16 protein-coding genes are annotated in these 22,135 nt (G+C 39.6%); all 16 read left to right on the top strand.

The features are described 5' to 3' along the window. Nucleotides 1-62 precede the first annotated feature (62 nt). The 16 genes from dnaE (at nucleotide 63) to polA (ending at nucleotide 22,124) form a co-directional block, all read left to right on the top strand. Entirely contained in the window at nucleotides 63-3,386 is a 3,324-nt protein-coding gene (dnaE, locus tag J2S78_RS04895) for a DNA polymerase III subunit alpha (protein ID WP_306896810.1), read from the top strand. Between the two features lie 83 nt (nucleotides 3,387-3,469). Further along, entirely contained in the window at nucleotides 3,470-4,738 is a 1,269-nt protein-coding gene (ystJ, locus tag J2S78_RS04900) for an NADP-dependent malic enzyme (protein ID WP_306896812.1), read from the top strand. A gap of 179 nt (nucleotides 4,739-4,917) precedes the next feature. Next, nucleotides 4,918-5,778: an acetyl-CoA carboxylase, carboxyltransferase subunit beta gene (gene accD / locus J2S78_RS04905; RefSeq protein ID WP_306896814.1), complete on the top strand. Its 861-nt coding sequence runs from the start codon at nucleotides 4,918-4,920 to the stop codon at nucleotides 5,776-5,778. A gap of 20 nt (nucleotides 5,779-5,798) precedes the next feature. Next, the gene (accA, locus tag J2S78_RS04910) at nucleotides 5,799-6,776 is read left to right on the top strand and encodes an acetyl-CoA carboxylase carboxyl transferase subunit alpha (protein WP_306896817.1); all 978 of its coding nucleotides are present in this window, start codon (nucleotides 5,799-5,801) and stop codon (nucleotides 6,774-6,776) included. A 159-nt stretch (nucleotides 6,777-6,935) separates the two neighbouring features. Then, nucleotides 6,936-7,895 carry a 6-phosphofructokinase gene (pfkA, locus tag J2S78_RS04915; RefSeq protein ID WP_306896819.1) on the top strand — a complete coding sequence of 320 codons (960 nt, stop codon included), beginning with the start codon at nucleotides 6,936-6,938 and terminating at the stop codon, nucleotides 7,893-7,895. A gap of 64 nt (nucleotides 7,896-7,959) precedes the next feature. Further along, nucleotides 7,960-9,714 (top strand): pyruvate kinase, encoded by a 1,755-nt coding sequence (gene pyk / locus J2S78_RS04920; protein ID WP_306896821.1) that lies wholly within the window; start codon nucleotides 7,960-7,962, stop codon nucleotides 9,712-9,714. Nucleotides 9,715-9,876: 162 nt separating this feature from the next. Further along, on the top strand, nucleotides 9,877-10,272 hold the full coding sequence (locus J2S78_RS04925) for an FxsA family protein (RefSeq protein ID WP_306896823.1): 396 nt from the start codon (nucleotides 9,877-9,879) through the stop codon (nucleotides 10,270-10,272). Between the two features lie 84 nt (nucleotides 10,273-10,356). Continuing rightward, on the top strand, nucleotides 10,357-10,830 hold the full coding sequence (locus J2S78_RS04930) for a DUF441 domain-containing protein (RefSeq protein WP_125555152.1): 474 nt from the start codon (nucleotides 10,357-10,359) through the stop codon (nucleotides 10,828-10,830). 242 nt (nucleotides 10,831-11,072) lie between these two features. Beyond that, nucleotides 11,073-12,188, top strand: a complete 1,116-nt coding sequence (citZ, locus tag J2S78_RS04935) for a citrate synthase (protein WP_306896825.1) — start codon at nucleotides 11,073-11,075, stop codon at nucleotides 12,186-12,188. Nucleotides 12,189-12,244: 56 nt separating this feature from the next. Continuing rightward, nucleotides 12,245-13,513, top strand: a complete 1,269-nt coding sequence (gene icd / locus J2S78_RS04940; RefSeq protein WP_306896827.1) for an NADP-dependent isocitrate dehydrogenase — start codon at nucleotides 12,245-12,247, stop codon at nucleotides 13,511-13,513. Between the two features lie 24 nt (nucleotides 13,514-13,537). Next, nucleotides 13,538-14,482 carry a malate dehydrogenase gene (gene mdh / locus J2S78_RS04945; RefSeq protein WP_306896831.1) on the top strand — a complete coding sequence of 315 codons (945 nt, stop codon included), beginning with the start codon at nucleotides 13,538-13,540 and terminating at the stop codon, nucleotides 14,480-14,482. Nucleotides 14,483-14,609: 127 nt separating this feature from the next. Then, entirely contained in the window at nucleotides 14,610-15,314 is a 705-nt protein-coding gene (locus tag J2S78_RS04950) for a response regulator transcription factor (protein WP_125555116.1), read from the top strand. Then, a complete protein-coding gene (pnpS, locus tag J2S78_RS04955) occupies nucleotides 15,311-17,068 on the top strand; it encodes a two-component system histidine kinase PnpS (protein ID WP_306896836.1) in 1,758 nt (585 codons plus the stop codon). The genes J2S78_RS04950 and pnpS overlap by 4 nt, the downstream gene beginning before the upstream one ends. A gap of 378 nt (nucleotides 17,069-17,446) precedes the next feature. Next, on the top strand, nucleotides 17,447-18,454 hold the full coding sequence (gene hflK, locus J2S78_RS04960; protein WP_306896837.1) for an FtsH protease activity modulator HflK: 1,008 nt from the start codon (nucleotides 17,447-17,449) through the stop codon (nucleotides 18,452-18,454). Continuing rightward, entirely contained in the window at nucleotides 18,444-19,382 is a 939-nt protein-coding gene (gene hflC / locus J2S78_RS04965) for a protease modulator HflC (protein WP_306896838.1), read from the top strand. The genes hflK and hflC overlap by 11 nt, the downstream gene beginning before the upstream one ends. Before the next feature lie 117 nt (nucleotides 19,383-19,499). After that, a complete protein-coding gene (gene polA / locus J2S78_RS04970) occupies nucleotides 19,500-22,124 on the top strand; it encodes a DNA polymerase I (RefSeq protein ID WP_306896839.1) in 2,625 nt (874 codons plus the stop codon). Nucleotides 22,125-22,135: the final 11 nt, after the last annotated feature.

Below are 22,135 nucleotides of genomic sequence, written 5' to 3' on the forward strand. Positions count from 1 at the left end.
CATAGGAAAAGCTGTTCATACTTAAAAGAAGGAAAGGTATAAAGCAAAGGAGCATGCTTTTTATGGAGTTTGTCCATTTACATACCCACACGGAATATAGCTTGCTGCAAAGTACTGCTCGTATCCCTAAATTAATAGAGGCAGCTGCCGCTCAAAATATGAAGGCACTTGCGATCACAGACAAAGACGTGATGTATGGGGTAATCCCGTTTTATAAACAATGTCAGGCAGCGAACATTAAACCGATTATCGGGTTGGAGCTTTGGGTGGAAGGTCTCGAATTAAGCGGAAGCTATCCTGTCCTTTTGCTAGCAGAGACAAAGGAAGGGTATCGAGCTTTGTTGCAGCTATCAACAATAAAGCAAACAGAAAGTGCCATTACGATGCAAAAAACGATAGAAATATTGAAGGACTGTGTCGTCATTTTTCCTTATGCAGACAGTGAAGCAGCAGAACTTTTACGATTGGAAGAAGAAGAAAAGGCGCTGCGCGTGTTAACGGCATGGAAGCAGTCATATGATGCACAATCTATATATTTGGAAAGACAACCGACAGAAGAAAAAACGATATTGCGGCAATGGAAAGATATATCTTATCGTTTGTCCTTGCCGCTCGTAGCTGGCAATAATGTTCATTCCATTCAAAAAGATGAAAAGGAAGCTCGTCAAGCCCTGAGAGCAATTGGTGACAGTCAGACGCTGGCAAATATGAAAATAGAAGATAATGAAGACGTCGGTACATTTATCACAGAAGCTAACATGAAAACCCAACTTGATAACGATTATGAAGCTATCCAGCAATCGAAAGCTATAGCCGATAGATGTGAAGTGACGATTGATTTTGGACAAATGCTACTTCCAACGTATCCGTTGTCGTATGATAGAAACGCAGAACAAGTACTGAGAGACCACTGTGAAAAAGGAGTTACTTTGCGTTACGGAAAGTGGAATGATGCAATAAAAGAACGACTTGAACATGAACTTCAGATTATCCACCAGATGGGATTCGATGACTACTTTCTTATTGTAGCCGACTTTGTTTTATATGCCCGGAATGCTGGGATGCTTGTTGGACCAGGTAGAGGATCGGCCGCTGGGAGTCTCGTTTCATATGTACTTGAAATTACTGATGTCGATCCATTAAAGCATGATTTGTTGTTTGAACGCTTTTTAAATCCTGAACGGGTGAATATGCCGGACATTGATATTGATTTTCCAGATTATCGCCGTGATGAAGTAATAGAATATGTCGCAAATAAATATGGAAAAAATAAAGTAGCGCAAATCGTAACATTTGGTACTTTCGGTGCGAGAGCAGCGATAAGAGATGTAGGCCGCATTCTCGAAGCACCTCAAGCTCTGGTTGATAGAATAGCCTCTTTTATAACACAAGGGAAGACGTTAAAAACAGCATATGAAGAAAACAGCACTTTTCAAGACCTTATCGGGAGAGAACCTTTAGCTAAAACAATCCTTAAGCTAGCTTTTAAAATAGAAGGACTGCCTAGGCACACTTCTATACATGCTGCTGGTATCGTTATGAGCGGTGATTTTCTATACAATCATGTTCCGTTAATGAAAAAAGATGATGGGTTATCGCTAACACAATTTTCGATGGAAGGACTTGAGGAAATAGGTCTTTTGAAAATCGATTTGCTAGGGTTAAAAAATTTAAGTTTACTTGAAAAAATAACATCTTCTATTCATTTTAAAGAAAAACGAACTATAGATTTACGTAATCTGTCCTTACAAGATTCTTTGACATATGACATGTTAGCAGAAGGGGATACAACTGGAATCTTTCAGTTAGAATCTGCTGGAATGAGAACAGCTTTACAGCAAATTAAGCCGACCACGTTTGAAGATATTGCTGCAGTGAATGCATTATACAGGCCAGGACCGATGGAAAATATTCCGATATATGCAGAAAGAAAACAAAAACAATTGGAGCCGGATTATCCTCATCATAGTTTGAAAGATATATTGTCGCCTACCTATGGAGTGATTGTATATCAGGAGCAAATTATGCAGATAGCTTCTGCTATTGCAGGATACAGTTTTGGAGAATCTGATTTGCTGCGGCGGGCAGTAAGCAAGAAGGATAGGGTTGTGCTCGAACAAGAAAGATCACGGTTTTTAAAAGGCGCCGAACAGCTTGGACATGACCTTGCGGCAGCTTCTCAAGTGTATGATTTAATTGTTCGTTTCGCGGAATATGGTTTTAACCGTTCTCATGCCGTTGCTTACAGTTTTATCGCTTATCAACTTGCCTATTTAAAAGCCCACTATCCGGCTCATTTTTATGCTTCCCTGTTAACGGTCAATCGCGGCAATACAGAAAAAATGGGTGCTTACTTGAGGGAGGCAAAACAAAAAAACATCCACATCATCCCTCCCTCTGTGAACAAGAGTGAAATAGGATTTAAAGCAGACGGAAATAGTATTCAGTTTGGTCTTGCCACGATAAAAAATGTAAATAGAAATGCTGTTCAATCGATTGTAAAAGAGAGGAAAAATGCTCTGTTTCAAGATTTTATTGACTTTTTAATGCGAACAGAAAAGGAGGATATTGGAAGGAAAGCGTTGGAATCATTAATAAAAGCCGGTGCATTTAATGAATTTGGTAAAGATAGAGCTGTGTTACTGGCTTCGTTGGACCGTGCTATGGAGTACGCGGGATTTCAAAATGACCTTGGTGATTTTGTGTTTGGGGGAGAAGAAAATTTTCGGTACGTAGACATTGAACCGTTTTCTGATGTGGAACGATTTGAAGCAGAGAAAGAGGCTATCGGTTTTTACGTAAGTGGGCATCCGCTTGATAAATATGAACAGGTACTCGTGCCTTTTGCCCCTAAATTTCTATATGACACCTTTCCAACAGATAGAAAAAAAGTGTGGACAGCAGGTATTATTGAAGATATACGAACGGTACGTACTAAACAAGGACAGTCGATGGCATTTGTGACAGTGACGGATGGCACAGGGGAACTTGAAGTTGTTATTTTTCCAAATGTATATCGAAATGTTCGAACGTATCTGAATGAACAAAATCCTGTATTGATTGGTGGACGTCCGGATAAAAAAAGTGAAACGAAGAAACTGCTTGTTGACGACGTTATTGATTTAGAAGAATTATTGAGTTCTTCCAGAGATATTCTTTATCTAAAAATGGAGAACAAGGAAGATGCAGTAAAAACAGGTGGAAAAATAAAAGAAGTTTTGAAAAAGTATCCAGGAAGTGTTGCGGTTTGTCTTTATTATGAAGAAGAAAATAAGGTTGTCCAACTATCGGACAAGTACCGTTTTCAAGCTTCAGAAAGATCTTTAAACGAATTAAAAAACATTCTTTCCGAAGAATTTGTTGTTTTAAAAAAACATAGAGGGTGAACATGTCTTTGTCTTCTGTTATAATAAGGTAAGTTTTGCATCGGTATGACCATGTACAGGATAATGAAAAATAATTTATTAACATGGATCGCGGAAGAAGGAGAGTGGAGTTTGTGTCAACGACTAGAGAAGAGGCCTTGCAAATGCATCGGGAGAATCAAGGGAAACTTGAATCAAAATCTAAAGTGCGAGTTCAAAATACGAAAGATTTAAGTCTAGCTTATTCCCCTGGAGTAGCTGAACCGTGTAAGGCTATATTTGATGATAAACAAAAAGTATTTGACTATACCATGAAGGGAAATATGGTAGCTGTTGTTTCGGATGGGACCGCTGTACTCGGGCTCGGAAATATCGGACCAGAAGCAGCTCTTCCTGTAATGGAAGGAAAAGCTGTTTTGTTCAAGTCTTTTGCGGGAGTTGACGCATTTCCGATATGTTTGGATACAACAGAAGTAGACCGGATTGTTGAGACTGTGAAGTTAATGCAGCCAACATTCGGTGGTGTGAACCTTGAGGATATCGCAGCACCTAATTGCTTTATTATTGAAGAGCGTTTAAAAAAAGAAGTGAATATCCCGGTTTTTCACGATGACCAGCATGGAACTGCTATTGTAACAGCGGCAGGACTGATTAATGCATTGAAACTAAATGGAAAGTCCCTTTCAGAAATAAAGGTAGTAGTTAACGGGGCAGGATCAGCAGGCATTGCAATCATAAAACTTTTGCTTAGAATGGGAGTACGTGACGTTATCCTATGTGATTCCAAGGGTGCTATTTATGAAGGTAGAACGGTTGGTATGAATGATCAGAAAGTGGAGATTGCAAAGGTCACGAATAAAGATAATGTTCAAGGTGATTTAGTCGATGTTATTGCTGATACAGATGTGTTCATTGGTGTATCTGTAGCAGGTGCTCTTTCTAAAGAGATGGTTAAGTCGATGAATGATGATCCAGTTATTTTTGCAATGGCAAATCCAGATCCGGAAATCATGCCGAAAGACGCTAAGGAAGCAGGCGCAAAAGTTATTGGAACAGGACGTTCGGATTTCCCGAATCAGGTTAATAACGTTCTTGCGTTTCCTGGTATTTTTAGAGGAGCACTTGATGTTAATGCTACGCATATAAACGAAGATATGAAAAAGGCTGCCGTTTATGCAATTGCCGATTTGATGGAAGATGACGAATTACATGCTGATTATGTCATTCCAGCTCCATTCGATAAACGAGTAGCTCCGGCTGTAGCTTCCGCGGTTGCTAAAACAGCGATGGAAACTGGTGTGGCACGTAAAGAAGTTAATCCGGACGAAGTAGCGGAGAAAACAAGTCGCCTTTCCATGATTGATAAGGAATAAGACTTGAAAACATGATGGAACTGTTCTCTTGAGTGATTACGTACCGGGGTGCGCAAGGTATAGCATAAAAAGCGAGTGATCGACAGAGGAACGGTCACTCCTCTGTTCGTTCAGAGGTTCATGTTTTGAATGCAGTATGAGCATCCCCCATATTTTAGACAATAAAAGAAGGTGTCCTCGTGTCATTAAAAGACTTTTTTAATAAAAAACGAAAATACGCGACGATCCCATCCGAACGCCAGCAGCCGACGAATATGAACGAAGGTGTCATGACGAAATGTCCAGAGTGTAAATCTATTATTTACACAAAAGAGTTAAAAAAATATGACATGGTTTGTATTAGTTGCGGCCACCATCTTTCTATGACGGCTTACGAGCGCATTGATTCTTTGCTGGATGAGAAAACCTTTGAAGAATATGATGCTGGTATGACCTCAGCTAATCCTTTAGATTTTCCGGAGTATCATCAAAAGTTGGATAAAGACCGTGAAAAAACAGGTTTGAATGAAGCGGTAGTTACTGGCGAAGGATATATGGAAGACTGTCCTGTTGTAATAGGTGTAATGGATTCAAGGTTTAGAATGGGAAGTATGGGATCAGTTGTAGGGGAAAAGATTGCCCGCGCTATCGAAGCAGCTTTAACGAAAAACAGACCGTTTATTATGTTTGCAGCATCTGGAGGTGCCCGGATGCAGGAAGGCGTACTCAGTCTCATGCAAATGGCGAAAACGAGTGCTGCCTTAAAACGATTAGATGAAAAAGGTTTATTGTATATCTCAGTTATGACTGATCCTACGACGGGCGGAGTATCGGCAAGTTTTGCCTCGTTAGGTGATTATAATTTTGCAGAGCCGAAAGCCTTGATAGGATTTGCTGGAAGGCGTATTATAGAACAAACCATTCGAGAGGAATTGCCAGACGACTTTCAAACCGCTGAATTCCTTTTAAAGCATGGGCAGTTGGATCGTGTTATTCCAAGAGATGAAATGAAAGATACGCTAGTGAAAATTCTTGATATTCATGGGTATAAAGAACAATAACAACAAGGAGGTGAAATGAAGTGCATAGCTATTTGCCATTTGAAAAACCAGTAATAGAGCTACGTGAAAAAATTGCTGAACTAAAGTCATTTACCGAAGAAAAAGAAATAGATTTGTCTGATGAAATATCCACGTTAGAAGATCGCCTCGAGCAGCTTGAAAAAGATATTTATGGAAACTTGCAGCCGTGGCAGAGAGTTCAAATTGCTAGACATGGAGAACGTCCGACAACGTTGGACTATATTAATTATCTTTTTACTGATTTTATGGAAATGCATGGAGACCGCCTTTATGGTGACGATGAAGCAATAGTAGGCGGGATTGCAAAATTCAAAGGACGTCCTGTTACAGTTATTGGACATCAACGTGGAAAAGACACGAAAGAAAATTTAAAACGAAACTTTGGTATGCCTCACCCAGAAGGTTATCGAAAAGCACTTAGACTTATGAAACAAGCAGAGAAGTTTTCCCGTCCAGTTATATGTTTTATTGATACAAAAGGGGCTTTTCCAGGAAAAGCAGCGGAAGAAAGAGGGCAAAGTGAGGCAATTGCTCGTAATATAATGGAAATGGCAGGATTAAAAGTTCCTGTTATTAGTGTTGTTATTGGAGAAGGTGGAAGCGGAGGAGCTTTAGCATTAGGAGTTGGAAATGAAATTCATATGCTTGAAAACTCGACTTATTCTGTCATTTCTCCGGAAGGTGCTTCTGCTTTACTATGGAAAGATGCATCGTATGCAAAAGAGGCATCAGAGACAATGAAAATTACTGCTCCTGACTTAAAAGAATTAGAAATTATTGATAAAATGATTCCGGAAGTAAGGGGTGGCGCTCATAAAGATTTAGAGCAACAAGTTATTTATATTGATGAGGTTTTAGAGCATTCATTACATACCTTAGCCAAACTATCTGAAGATGAACTTGTTCTAAATCGATATGACAAGTATCAAAAAATTGGTCTATTGGCTGGCGAAAATGTTGTGCCTTCCACCGAATAGTTGGAATGCTTTCTGAGAATTTCGGGAAGCATTTTTTCATGACAGTCTGTTGAGAATGTTATACTATTATTACTGTAAGATATAAGCTTTTAAGAAATGACCCATAAATACATGCGGTCATTCTTTAGATAGATATTTTATAAAAAGGTGTGATTTTTTGTGAAAAAAATTGGAGTTTTAACGAGTGGTGGAGATTCTCCCGGCATGAATGCCGCTATTCGTGCAGTTGTTAGAAAGGCTATCTATCACGGAGTAGAAGTGTATGGTGTGAAATACGGTTTTGCTGGTCTCATTAGTAATGATATTGATAAGTTAGAAATAGGGGATGTCGGTGATATCATTCACCGCGGGGGAACAAAATTATATACAGCCCGCTGTGAAGAATTCAAAACACCAGAAGGTAGACAAGTAGCGGTGGACAACTTAAACGCACTTGGAATAGAAGGCTTAGTTGTTATCGGTGGAGATGGTTCATTCCAAGGAGCGAAAAAATTAACCGAAATAGGATATCCTACCATAGGAGTACCGGGTACGATTGATAATGATATACCAGGAACCGATTACACGATTGGTTTTGATACGGCTCTTAATACAGTAATCAATGCGATTGATAAAATCCGTGACACAGCAACATCTCATGAAAGGACGTATGTTATTGAAGTCATGGGAAGAAACGCTGGGGACCTTGCTCTTTGGTCAGGTCTTGCTGATGGTGCGGAAACGATATTAATTCCAGAAGAAGATCATAACATGGAAGATATTATAAGCCGCTTAAAAAGAGGGCACGAACGTGGGAAAAAACATAGTATTATTATCGTAGCAGAAGGTGTCGGAAGCGGTCCGGAATTTGGCCAAAAGATTAAAGATGCCACAGAACTCGAAACCCGAGTGACCGTATTAGGACATATCCAACGCGGCGGTTCTCCTACAGGTTACGATCGAGTACTCGCGAGCCGGTTAGCAGCTAATGCAGTGGAATTACTGTTGGATGGAGAAAAAGGACGTATGGTAGGCATTAGAAATAACAAAGTTGTCCATAGAAATATATCCGAAGCGTTAGCAGAAAAGCACGTTGTCGATAGTGATATGTACAAGTTATCACAAGAACTGTCTATCTAAATGCCTGCATGCGGAAAAGCTATGTTATAATAATAAATGTGTTGGAGAGAAGAGGAGGACAATTATGAGAAAAACGAAGATTGTATGCACGATTGGACCGGCAAGTGAATCGCCGGAAATGCTTCGGAAACTGATGGAAGCAGGAATGAATGTAGCACGACTTAACTTTTCCCATGGCGACTTTGATGAACATAAGGCTCGAATTGATGCTATTCGTGAAATTGCGGACGAAACGGGGAAAAACGTTGGTATTCTATTGGATACGAAAGGTCCGGAAGTTCGGACTCATACGATGAAAGACGGAGCAATTAACTTAGTAGAAGGCCGGGAACTGATTGTTACTCCTGATGAAGTAGAAGGCACCGAAGAAAAAATATCGGTTACATATCCTGGAATTGCTGATGACTTGGAACCGGGTAAAAAAATCCTGTTGGATGACGGACTAATTGAACTCGAAGTACTTGAAGTGTCAGGTAAGAATTTACGGACAAAAGTATTAAATAATGGAGAGCTAAAGAATAAGAAAGGTGTCAATCTGCCAAATGTTAAAGTTAATTTGCCCGGCATTACAGACAAGGATGCGGCAGATATTAAATTTGGTATTGAACAGGAAGTTGACTTTATCGCTGCTTCTTTTGTAAGACGCCCTTCTGATGTGCTTGAAATTCGAGAAATTTTGGAAAATCATGGTGCAGAAAATACAGAGATTATACCAAAAATCGAAAATCAAGAAGGTATTGATAATATTGAAGACATTATAGAAGTGTCGGATGGGCTTATGGTAGCTCGCGGTGATTTAGGCGTAGAAATACCACCAGAAGATGTCCCACTTGCTCAAAAAGACCTTATTAAACAATGCAATACTGCGGCTAAACCGGTTATTACTGCGACGCAAATGCTCGATTCCATGCAGCGTAATCCACGCCCGACAAGAGCAGAAGCAAGCGATGTAGCAAATGCTATTTTTGATGGTACAGATGCTATTATGCTTTCTGGTGAAACAGCTGCAGGGGATTATCCAGTGGAAACAGTACAAACAATGAGTAATATTGCAATAAAAGCTGAGTCATCCTTGAAATACGAAACAATCTTGAGTCAGCGCACAAAAGAAAGTGATAAATCTATAACGAATTCTATTAGCCAATCCGTATCTCATACGGCTTACAATTTAGAGGCTTCTGCTATTTTGACCGCGACCGAAAGCGGTTATACTGCTAAAATTGTTTCGAAATATCGTCCTGAATCCCCCGTTATTGCTGTGACGAGCAATGAGCCAGTGTATCGTAAACTTTCACTTGTATGGGGTGTTACACCACTGTTAGGGAAAGCAGCTAATACAACAGATGAAATGTTGGATAGTACGGTGCAGGAATCGCTTAAAGCAGAACTAGTAAGTCACGGAGATCTCGTTGTTATAACTGCTGGAGTACCGGTTGGTGAAACAGGTACAACAAATATTATGAAAGTGCATGTTATAGGGGAAGTTATTGGGAAAGGCCAAGGCATTGGCCGTAAAACAGCTTCTGGACGAGTAGTTCTTGCGCGCAGCGCGGAAGAAGCTAATAAAAAAATGGAAACAGGAAATATTCTCGTCACTTATAGTACAGATAAAGAGATGGTTCCTGCCTTTGAAAAAGCTTCAGCTGTGATTACAGAAGAAGGTGGTCTTACTTCGCATGCCGCTGTTGTCGGTTTGAATTTAGGCACTCCTGTTATAGTTGGAGTTAATGAAGCAATGGATTTGTTTACAGATGGTGAAGAAGTAACGGTAGATAGTGCCCGCGGTGACCTTTACCGTGGACATGCAAGCGTCCTATAATAAGAAGAATGCAAACCTCCCCCGGCCAGAAAAGAGATAAAAACTTGCCGAGGAGGTTTGTTTTACAGTATGAGATGATAAAAAGCGGTTGGAGGGAGACGTCCAAAACGCTTCATTGTTAATATCAGCAGGCAGAACGCCAGAATGTAGGAGGACTGTTTTATGGGAAAATGGTTTGTTTTATTATTAATCATTGTTCCAGCATTAGAAATTGGAGTACTTATACTATCAGGGAACACAATAGGCATTTGGCCGACCATTTTACTCATTATTTTAACAGGTCTTTTAGGAGCCTGGCTGGCAAAAAAAGAGGGGCTGGAAACGATTCGGACAGCTCAATTGCAGATGCAGAATGGAGAAGTCCCTAGCACGCTCGTTATAGATGGTATTTGTATTTTGATTGGAGGCACAGTGTTATTAACACCGGGCTTTATTACAGATGTTATCGGTTTTCTTCTGCTTATTCCCTACACAAGAGGAATGTTGAAAGCATTATTGCAAAAACTTTTTAATAAGTTAATAAGTAGTGGAAGCGTTGTTTTCATACGTAGAAAATAAACTATTCAGTCTGTAATTACATGACAGATTGTGTCTAAATGTGATAGGATAAAAGCGAAGTCTATGTGGAAGGATGTACGGACGTTGATATCGCAGGCTACCTTGTTTATGTTGATTTTGCTTGCGATCGGAGTCATAGGTAAAAACCAAACACTAGTAATAGCAGTTATCGCACTGTTGATTATGAAATGGACAGGATTAGGCGATAAAGCTTTTCCTTTTTTACAAGCAAAGGGAATACCAATAGCAGTTACGATACTGACAATTTCTGTTTTAATACCAATTGTAACTGGTGAAATTGGATTTAAAGAGATGGGAGAGGCAGTTAAATCGTATTACGCTTGGATTGCACTTGCTTCTGGTATTTTTGTGGCTTTGATTGCAAAAGGCGGAGTGGAACTGCTTCAAAATGATCCCCATATAACAGCAGCTCTTGTTATAGGTACGATTTTGGCAGTAGGCTTTTTTAATGGTGTAGCAGTTGGACCTCTTATTGGTGCTGGTATTGCATACGCAATCATGAAAGCTGTCGAGTTTTTCTCTTCCACTGGCGTTTGAGGAACTTTATATCGTTTACATTCACAAAATAGTGAAAAATGTTTATAATAAAGATGGTTCCTCCTTACTTCTTACATAGCTTATGATACCGTTATTAAACCGTGTTTTATACAAAAGTGTACCCACAACAGACTAACCATTCTACATAATACACGGCTTAATATACAAAGTAATATGAAATGTAAGCATTTTCGTTTTTTGAACAATTTGGAATTTTATTTCTTGGTAAAGGAGAGGTTGGTATGAGCACAACTCGTGGTCTTGAAGGTGTAGTCGCAACGTCATCCAGTGTAAGCTCTATTATTGATGATGTCTTAACGTATCAAGGGTTTCACATCGATGATTTAGCTGAAAATGCTTCCTTTGAAGAAGTAATATTTTTACTTTGGAATGGACGCCTGCCTAAAGAAAATGAACTTAATGAATTGACGAAAGATTTAGCCAAAAATATGCAGGTTCCGAACGAAATTTTTGATTATATGAAAGCTTACCCAATCGGTGATGTCCACCCTATGGCAGCACTCCGGACTGCCGTATCCCAACTTGGTTTGTACGATGAAGAAGCAGACGAAATGAATGAAGCAGCGAATAAGCGCAAAGCTGTTAAGCTGCAAGCTAAGATTCCAGCAATCGTAACAGGTTTCAGCCGGATTCGTGAAGGCAAGGAACCGGTGGCACCTAAAGAAACGTTAAGCTTTGCTGGTAACTTTTTGTATATGTTGAACGGTGAAGAACCAGATGAAACGTCAGAACTAGCTTTTAATAAAGCTCTTGTCCTGCATGCAGACCATGAGCTGAATGCGTCTACTTTCACTGCTAGAGTTTGTGTGGCAACGTTATCTGATATTTATTCTGGTATCACAGCTGCAATTGGGGCATTGAAAGGCCCATTACATGGCGGTGCTAACGAAAGAGTTATGGCAATGTTAACCGAAATTGGCGACACAGATAATGTGGAATCTTATATTCGTGATGTATTCGAGAAGAAAGAAAAAATCATGGGATTCGGACACCGTGTCTATAAAAATGGAGACCCGCGCGCAAAACACTTGCGGGATATGTCACAAAGACTTACAAACATAACTGGGGAATCAAAATGGTATGATATGTCTGTTAAGATTGAAGATCTTGTTGTTAATGAAAAAGGACTACTACCTAATGTTGACTTTTATTCGGCATCCGTTTATCACAGTTTAGGTATTGACCATGATTTATTCACCCCAATATTTGCCACAAGCAGGGTTTCAGGATGGTTAGCTCACATTCTTGAACAATATGAAGATAATCGCTTGATTCGTCCGCGCGCAGAGTATGTTGGACCAGATAAACAAGAGTATATCCCAGTAGAAAAGCGGTAACAATTTATTTACTATAGAATTGGAATTATTAACTACTTATCAGGAGGTTTTATGTAATGGCTAATGGAGAAAAGATTACAACAAACAATGGAGTTTTGAATGTACCTGATGAACCAATCATTCCTTATATCGAAGGGGACGGCACAGGACCCGACATTTGGGCTTCTGCTCATAGAGTATTAGATGCAGCCGTGGAAAAAGCATATAACGGTAAAAAGAAGATTCACTGGACAGAAACACTAGTAGGGGAAAAAGCTTATAATAATACTGGAGAATGGCTTCCGGATCAATCGTTGGAAACGATCCGTGAATATTTAATTGCTATTAAAGGTCCTCTTACTACACCGATTGGCGGAGGTATACGTTCATTAAACGTTGCTTTACGTCAAAGACTTGACTTATTTACTTGTTTACGTCCAGTTCGCCACTTTACAGGTGTACCTTCTCCGGTTAAAAAGCCAGAAGATGTTAATATGGCTATTTTCCGTGAAAATACAGAAGATATTTATGCAGGTATTGAATATAAAGAAGGAACACCGGAAGCGAAAAAAGTCGTGGACTTCCTTCAAGAAGAAATGGGAGCGACGAACATCCGATTCCCTGAAACTTCTGGTATTGGTGTTAAACCTGTATCCAAAGAGGGAAGTGAACGATTGATTCGTGCAGCTATTGATTACGCTATTGAAGAAGGGCGTAAAAGCGTAACTCTTGTTCATAAAGGTAACATCATGAAGTTTACAGAAGGTGCTTTTAAAGCATGGGGTTATGAGCTTGCTGAGCGTGAGTATGGAGATAAAGTATTCACATGGCAGGAATATGATGAGATTGTTGAAAAAGAAGGAAAAGATGCTGCTAATGCTGCACAAGACAAAGCAGAAGCTGACGGCAAAATTATTATTAAAGATGCAATTGCAGACATCTTCTTGCAGCAAATTCTTACTCGTCCAAAGGAATTCGATGTTGTTGCTACTATGAATCTCAATGGGGATTATGTATCTGACGCTCTTGCCGCACAAGTTGGCGGAATTGGTATTGCACCTGGCGCAAACATTAACTATGAATCCGGGCATGCGATTTTTGAAGCAACCCACGGAACAGCTCCAAAATATGCTGGAATGGACAAAGTAAATCCGTCCTCTCTTATTTTATCCGGAGAGCTTTTACTTCGCCATCTTGGCTGGCACGAAGCAGCTAATCTTGTTCTTACTTCTATGGATAAAACAATTGGAAACAAAGTAGTAACATATGACTTTGCCCGCCTCATGGATGGTGCTAGAGAAGTCAAGTGTTCTGAATTTGGCGACGAACTCATTAAAAATATGTAATTTTTATTGAAGGAGGAAAACGAGATGGCTATAAAACGCAAAAAGATTTCGGTTATAGGCGGTGGATTTACCGGTGCTACAACGGCATTGATGAGTGCTCAAAAAGAATTAGGTGATGTTGTCCTAGTTGATATTCCGGATATGGAAGACCCAACTAAAGGAAAAGCATTGGACATGCTTGAAGCGACTCCGGTAGAAGGTTCTGATGTGAATGTAATTGGTACTTCTGATTATAAAGACACCGCCGGTTCTGATGTTGTAGTCATTACAGCAGGGATCGCAAGAAAACCTGGCATGAGCCGTGATGATCTCGTGAACACGAATGCAAATATTATGAAGTCTGTCACGCAACAAGTCGTAAAGCATTCACCAGATTGCTATATTATCGTACTTACAAATCCGGCAGATGCGATGACATACACCGTGTTTAAAGAATCAGGACTGCCAAAAAATCGTGTTATTGGCCAATCCGGGGTATTGGATACAGCTCGTTTCCGAACGTTCGTCGCACAAGAGCTAGGCATGTCTGTAGAGGACATTCAAGGTTTCGTTTTAGGTGGTCATGGAGATGATATGGTTCCACTTATCCGCTATTCCAATGCGGGCGGAGTACCATTGACAAAACTTCTCTCTCAAGAACGTATTGATGAGATTGTTGAACGCACGAGAAAAGGCGGCGGTGAAATCGTTAAACTATTGGGTAACGGCAGTGCCTACTATGCTCCAGCTGCATCGTTAACTAAAATGGTTGAAGCGATTGTAAAAGATAAAAAACGTGTTCTTCCGTCGATTGCGTATTTAGAAGGAGAATATGGTCAAAACGATTTGTACTTGGGAGTGCCGACTGTTCTCGGTGGAGATGGCATCGAAAAAGTAATTGAACTCGATTTGACAGAAGAAGAAAAAGCCGATCTTTCTAAGTCTGTGGATTCCGTGCGCAGTGTAATGGAAGCTCTTCCGAAAGATTAAAATGAGATAAAGTCAGCTGTTACATTAAACAGCTGACTTTTTTAAACAAACGCTATAGGGGATATAGAAAGAAATCGTAATCTTTACTGCCTAGGTGAAGGGGAACCTGGCTAGATGGAGGAAAAACATGTCTCAAAAACTGCTCGTTGTTGATGATGAAGAATCTATCATAACGCTTATTTCATATAATTTAGAGCAATCAGGCTATGAAGTTGATACGGCAATGGATGGTCAGTCAGCCATAGAAAAAGCAAAAAGTTCATCTTATGATTTAATAGTTTTAGATTTAATGCTTCCGGAGATTGATGGACTAGAGGTTTGCAGACAAATACGTCAAGAAAAAATAAAAGTACCGATTTTAATGCTGACAGCCAAAGACGAAGAGTTCGATAAAGTACTTGGTCTTGAACTAGGTGCAGACGATTATATGACAAAACCGTTCAGCCCAAGGGAACTTGTAGCACGGGTACGGGCTATTCTAAGACGGCTTGATTATGCCCCTGAAACCATACAAAATGATTTCAAAAGGGTTATCGGCCACCTAACAATTTATCCAGATAATTATGAGGTTTTTGTCAAAACAGAGCAGCTCGAGCTTACGCCAAAAGAATTTGAATTGCTTTTGTATTTATCAAATAATAAGGGTCGCGTACTGACAAGAGATCAATTGTTGAATGCAGTATGGAATTATGAATTTGTGGGAGACACACGCATAGTAGATGTCCATATCAGTCATTTACGTGAGAAAATTGAGCCTAATACAAAGAAGCCAGTTTATATAAAGACTGTAAGGGGACTTGGTTATAAGTTTGAGGAGCCGCCGTCTGCATGATGAAATTTAGAACGAGACTGATTTTCGGTTTGTTAATCGTTACCCTGTTTGTAATGGCTGCTCTGGGGATATTAATTGGCCAATTACTAAAAGGGTTTTACGTGGAACAATTAGAGGAGAGACTTGGGAAGGAAGCTTCTTTGGCTTCTCTTGCTATAGAAGATGTGGAAGAAAATAATCGCCAGGAATTTGCAGAAGACATAATGAACCGTTTGGATGTACGTGTTACCGTACTAAAAGAAAATGGGGAAGTAGAAGCAGAAACAGAAGAAAAGGCGTCTTCCACAGAAGTAGACATAGATGTACCAGAATTTGAGGAAATAGATGAATCCGGCGGAACAAGTATCCGTAATAGTGCAGCAACAGGGAATGAATTGTTATTCTATGCCGCTCCCGTCAACTTTGAAGATGACCAAGGTTATTTACGATTGGCGATGCCAGTTGAAAGGATAAAAGAAGTCAATCAACAAATTTGGATGTTCATTGCGATCAGCTTTTCGCTCGCCTTTATTGTTATTATGACACTTAGTTACCGCATTGCTAATCAATTAACGAGACCGATTGGTCAAGTGACAGATGTGGCAAATGAATTAGCAAAAGGGAATTTTAAAGCAAGAACATATGTAGGCAGTAAAGATGAAGTTGGTCAGCTAACCCGATCCATTAATATCTTGGCCTACAATCTTGATCAAATAACGAGCCGTTACCAAACACAGCAAGAACGGTTGGAAACATTAATAGATAATATGGGAAGCGGATTAATTTTCATTAATGACCGCGGTGATATTACGTTAATCAACCAGTATTGCAAGGATATTTTTGATACGGATACAGATCAGTGGCTTCATCTTGTGTATCATAAGGTCATTGAAGACCAAACGTTAATAAAACTCATTCAACAAATATTCTTAACCGAAACGAAAGTCCGCCGCCAAGTTCAACTGAATTCAAGGTTAGAAGTTCATCACTATGATGTGTACGGAGCCCCCATTGTTGGGGAAAAAGAACGATTAAGAGGGATTGTGCTCGTACTGCATGATATAACCGAACTGAAAAAGCTTGAACAAGTTAGAAAAGATTTTGTTGCAAATGTTTCACACGAATTAAAAACACCGGTAACATCGCTTAAAGGGTTTACAGAAACGTTGTTAGATGGAGCGATGGATGACCAAAAGGCACGAAAACAATTTCTAGATATTATTTGGAAAGAAGGAGACCGTCTTCAAGATTTGATTACTGACTTATTGGAATTGTCCAGGATTGAACAAGAATTTTTCCAATTAAATTGGCAGTCTGTTGATGTCACAACGGCTTTCCAGGAAGTTGTAGATTTGCTTGATCCACGGATAAAGGAAAAAGGATTAGAGTTTACTGTGAATAAACAAGAGAACTTGGTTATGGAGGGGGATACGGCACGGTTTAAACAAATATTGATAAACTTAATGAATAACGCCATTGTTTATACACCGGAAAATGGGTATATTCATGCAGAAGTAATACAAGAAGGCATGTTTATCTTGCTTATCGTTCAGGACTCTGGTATTGGAATCAGTAAGGAAGAATGGCCTCGTATCTTTGAACGATTTTATCGTGTAGATAAAGATAGAAGCAGAAACTCTGGCGGTACAGGTCTAGGTCTTGCGATTGTAAAGCACTTAGTAGAGGCTCATAATGGCAGCATTGATGTGGAAAGTGAAAAAGATAAAGGAACAACCTTCAAGATATATTTTCCTGAAAAACGGTTGAAGGAATAATTCCTGTCACTGGATATCTTTACAAAAATTTAATATTTCCTCAACGATGGATTAACCTGTATCCATTACCATTATTATTGAACGGTTTCTTCTATCATGCTAATTAGTATTTGATCATCCCTTCAATACTAATTGGGTAGTCGGAACTACATCCCCTTTTAAGAACGAAAGCCTCCCCTTGGCTTTCGTTCTTTTTACGTTTTTTAACCAGAGAATGTAGTACTGCTGTTTTAAGGTTTTCAAAAATAAGGGTGGAAACTTTTTCTATTTATAATATAATGAAACGGGTTCACTTTTTCTCTCGGAGTTTGAGGAATTCGAAGCAATGTGAAACTATTTCGAAAGAAAGTCGTAGAGAAAAAAGAAGGGGGTCACGCTGTGCTTACTATCAAGCAAATTATACTAGGTTTCTTTTCGCTCATCGGCATGGCGATATTAGTTTTGTTTTTAATTACAGGCTGGTACACCGTCGATGAGTCTGAACAAGCTGCGCTTGTGACGTTTGGTGAAGTAAATGAAACGATAACAGAACCAGGCTTGAAATTTAAACTGCCATGGCCTATTCAAAAGGCCGAGATATTACCGGTTTCGACAAATACAACAAGTGTGGGATATGAAGCGTCGGAGGACGGAGAAGTTACAGAGTATGAAGATGAAGCGAAAATGATTACAGGAGATGAAAACATACTATTTGTCGATCTTGTTGTACAATGGCGGATAACAAATCCGGAAGAATACTTATATAATGCACATAAACCGGATGATATTTTATATCAGGCTTCATCTGCTTCCTTACGTGGAGTGATTGGTAATTCCGAGGTAGATGATGTATTGACGGATCAAAGGGCCGAGATTGAAGAAACCGTTCTCGAATCGTTAACCGAGCTTATTGATCGGTATAAAATAGGGGTTACTGTTCTTGATGTAAAGCTTCAAGATGTGGAACTTCCAACAGAAAAAGTAAGAAAAGCTTTTACTGCTGTTACTGATGCCCGGGAAGAACGTTTAACAAAAATAAACGAAGCTAATAAATATCGTAATAAGGAAAAAAACGAAGTAGAAGGCGAAAAAGACGCCATTATTTCTAGAGCAGAAGGAGATAGAACCGAACGAGTAGAACAAGCGCGCGGGGAATCTTCACGATTTAATGCATTGTATGAAGAATATGTTAATGATCCTGAAGTGACAAGGCAGCGTCTTGTACTCGAAACATTGGAAGACGTATTACCGAATACGGAAATGTATATTATCGACAGTCAGCAGGATACCGTTAATTATTTACCGATACGACCATTAAATCAAGAAAATGGACAGCCGACGATATCAGAAGATAACGTGGAATCTGAAAGTAACGCAGCGGAAGGGGATGAGTCAAATGAACAATGATAACAATGTATTTGATATGGATGAAAAACAATCCCCTGCTCCTTGGACAAAATGGATTCGTACTGGCATCATTATTATCGTCCTGCTGTTTCTTCTCATCGTAGGTATTATGAACGTCTTTATTGTAAAACAAGATGAATACAAAGTGGTCACCCAATTTGGTGAAGTCGTGCGAATTGCTGAAAACCCAGGTTTAAGTGCAAAAATTCCTTTTATCCAGCAAGTCTCGTCGATTCCAAAATATCAAATGAATTATGATATTACTTCTGCTGAAATCAATACACTCGATAAAAAAAGAGTGCTCGTTGATAACTATGTCGTTTGGGGTGTAGATAACCCGCAAGCAATGATTTCTAATGCAAAAACAGTGGAGAATGCAGAATCGATTATGGCGAATTTTATTAATTCGGTGATTCGCTCTGAGCTTGGACAGATGAATTTTGAACAAATCATTAATGAAACGGATGAATCGGCAAGGGGCGACGTTAACGAAATGGTAGGAGAACGAGTCAATGAGCTTCTCGCAGAAGATAACTATGGTATTTCTGTAACAGATGTTCGTATGAAAAGAACAGATCTCCCTGAAGATAATGAGGAAGCCGTCTATCAGCGCATGATATCTGAACGTGAGTCCACAGCACAAGAGTATTTATCAGAAGGGGACGCCGAAGCGAATCGAATACGTGCTAATACAGATAGAGAAGTAAAAGAAACGATTGCCTCTGCTGAAGCGGATGCAGAGGAAATCATCGGGGAGGGGGAAGCAGAAGCTGCTGAAGTTTATAATGCAGCATTCAGCCGCGACCCTGATTTCTATGAATTATACAAAACGTTACAAACGTATGAAACAACAGTTGATGATGAAACAGTTATTGTGCTTCCGTCTGATTCTCCGTACGCCCGAATTCTTATGGGGTATGTTGATTAAATAGATACAAACAGCCCTTACTGAGAGGGCTGTTTTTTCTATAAGATGAGAGCTATGGTAAAATAGTTAAGCATGACATAACGGGAATAATTTTAAACAAAGAGAGGTGTTTTCTCTGTGGACAAGCTAGTATTAATTGATGGAAACAGTATCGCATACCGTGCGTTTTTTGCCCTGCCGCTCTTAAACAACGACAAAGGTGTCTATACGAACGCGGTATTTGGATTTACGCAGATGATTATGAAAATTTTAGAAGAAGAGGAACCAACTCATATTCTTGTGGCATTTGACGCGGGCAAGACGACGTTTCGTCATGAAACGTATGGAGAATATAAATCGGGACGTCAAAAAACGCCGTCAGAGTTGTCGGAACAGTTACCTGTACTGCGAGAAATGCTCACGGCATTTGATATTTCATATACCGAATTAAACAATTATGAAGCCGATGACATAATAGGAACATTGTCTAAGCGCGCAGAAGAGCAAGGTTGGGATGTAAAAGTATTTACCGGAGATAAGGACTTACTTCAGCTCGTTTCAGATAAAACGACGGTTGCCTTAACAAAAAAAGGAATCACAACGGTAGAAACATACGATAAGCAGATGATAGCTGATAAATATGGCATTGAAGCGATGCAAATTGTTGATATGAAAGGGTTAATGGGCGATAACTCTGATAATATACCAGGTGTTCCTGGTATTGGCGAAAAAACGGCATTAAAGCTTCTGGCTGAGCATGGCAGTGTAGAAAAAGTATTGGACTCGATTGATCAAATATCAGGAAAGAAAATGAAAGAACGTCTGCATGAAAATAAAGAGCAAGCGTTAATGAGTAAAGAGTTGGCGGTCATATTCCGTGAGACTCCCCTTGATATAAAATTGGAAGATTTGAAGTACAAGGACTACGAGACGAAAAAAGTGACAGACTTATTTAAAGAACTCGAATTTCAATCACTCCTCGATAGATTTGAAAATGTAGAGGAAGAACAACAAGATTTTGAAGACTTACCTTTTGAGAAAGTGGAAGATATAAAAGAAAACATGTTCGAATCCCCGTCTGCACTTGTAGTAGAAGTACCGGATGAAAATTATCATAACGGGGATATATGGGGAATAGCTGTTGTCAATCAAACAGGGCGCTATTATATTCCATTGGAAACAGCGTTAGCTTCAGACGTATTCCGAATGTGGGCAAAAGATGAGACAAAAGAAAAATATATGGTTGATACGAAACGTGGAGTCGTTGCACTCGGTTGGAAAGGTATAGATGTAGCAGGTGTAACGCATGATATGCTCATTGCCTCGTATTTAATTGATCCGTCGATGTCCTCACACAACGTAGCAGACATTGCCAATAGAAAAAAGAAAAAGGTTGTCAACAGTGATGAAGCGGTGTATGGAAAAGGTGCGAAACGAACAGTACCGGATGAAGAAGCGTTAGCTGAGCATCTAATACGAAAAGGAGAAGCGGTTTTTACATTAAAAGATTCACTTGAAGAAGATTTAAAGAAAAACGAACAATATGAACTTTTCGCGCAGCTGGAGATGCCTTTATCGCTTGTCCTAGGACGGATGGAAACAACAGGTGTCCAAGTGGACAAAACGCAGTTGGAAAATATGGGAGAAGAATTGGATGCGAAACTGACAGAATTAGAAAAGGAAATTCATGAGTTGGCCGGAGAGACGTTCAATATTAATTCTCCAAAACAACTGGGTCCGATACTGTTTGAAAAACTGGAGCTTCCTGTTATTAAAAAAACAAAAACAGGATATTCGACATCAGCTGATGTGCTTGAAAAACTGGAAGATGAACATGAAGTGATTCCAAAACTCCTTTTATACCGGCAAGTTTCTAAATTGAAATCAACATATGTAGAAGGATTGCTTAAGGTGGTTCGTAACGAGACGAATAAAATTCATACTATTTTTAACCAGGCTATCACACAAACGGGACGATTAAGTTCGACAGAACCGAATCTACAAAATATACCAATTCGTTTAGAAGAAGGGAGGAAAATTCGAAAAGCCTTCATCCCTTCTGAAAAGGACTGGATTATTTTAGCAGCCGATTACTCTCAAATTGAACTGCGAGTATTGGCGCATATCGCTGGAGATGAAGGATTGCTGGAAGCCTTTCAAAACAATAAGGACATTCATACCAAAACAGCGATGGACGTGTTTCAAGTAACAGAGGAAGAAGTAACATCTAATATGCGTCGTAGCGCCAAAGCAGTTAATTTTGGCATTGTATATGGTATTTCAGACTATGGTTTATCCCAAAGTCTTGGTATTACAAGAAAAGAAGCACAATCGTTCATAGACAGTTACCTTGCTAGTTATCCAAATGTTAAAGAGTATATGGATAGTGTCAAAGAAGAGGCTCGTGAAAATGGTTATGTGACAACACTGTTACACCGGCGCCGTTATTTACCAGAGATTACGAGCCGTAACTTTAATATGCGTTCTTTCGCTGAACGAACGGCCATGAATACACCGATTCAAGGAACAGCAGCTGATATAATTAAAAAAGCCATGGTCGATGTCAGCGATGAACTGAAAAGACAGAATCTCGATAGCCGACTGCTTTTGCAAGTACACGATGAATTAATATTTGAGGTGCCTCCTGCTGAAGTAGAAATGATGAAACGGCTTGTACCGGAAATGATGGAAAAAACCATGACACTCGATGCCCCTATAAAAGCAGATGTTTCTTACGGGGATACATGGTACGACGCGAAGTAAGGGGAGAGAAC

The organism is Salibacterium salarium (assembly GCF_030813635.1).
In the GTDB taxonomy this organism is placed as follows: domain Bacteria; phylum Bacillota; class Bacilli; order Bacillales; family Marinococcaceae; genus Salibacterium; species Salibacterium salarium.

Coding starts and splice junctions, on each gene's coding strand:
- dnaE (WP_306896810.1), top strand. CDS start 63: ATGGAGTTTGTCCATTTACATACCCACACGGAATATAGCTTGCTGCAA.
- ystJ (WP_306896812.1), top strand. CDS start 3,470: ATGGATCGCGGAAGAAGGAGAGTGGAGTTTGTGTCAACGACTAGAGAA.
- pyk (WP_306896821.1), top strand. CDS start 7,960: ATGAGAAAAACGAAGATTGTATGCACGATTGGACCGGCAAGTGAATCG.
- J2S78_RS04925 (WP_306896823.1), top strand. CDS start 9,877: ATGGGAAAATGGTTTGTTTTATTATTAATCATTGTTCCAGCATTAGAA.
- citZ (WP_306896825.1), top strand. CDS start 11,073: ATGAGCACAACTCGTGGTCTTGAAGGTGTAGTCGCAACGTCATCCAGT.
- icd (WP_306896827.1), top strand. CDS start 12,245: ATGGCTAATGGAGAAAAGATTACAACAAACAATGGAGTTTTGAATGTA.
- mdh (WP_306896831.1), top strand. CDS start 13,538: ATGGCTATAAAACGCAAAAAGATTTCGGTTATAGGCGGTGGATTTACC.
- J2S78_RS04950 (WP_125555116.1), top strand. CDS start 14,610: ATGTCTCAAAAACTGCTCGTTGTTGATGATGAAGAATCTATCATAACG.
- pnpS (WP_306896836.1), top strand. CDS start 15,311: ATGATGAAATTTAGAACGAGACTGATTTTCGGTTTGTTAATCGTTACC.
- hflC (WP_306896838.1), top strand. CDS start 18,444: ATGAACAATGATAACAATGTATTTGATATGGATGAAAAACAATCCCCT.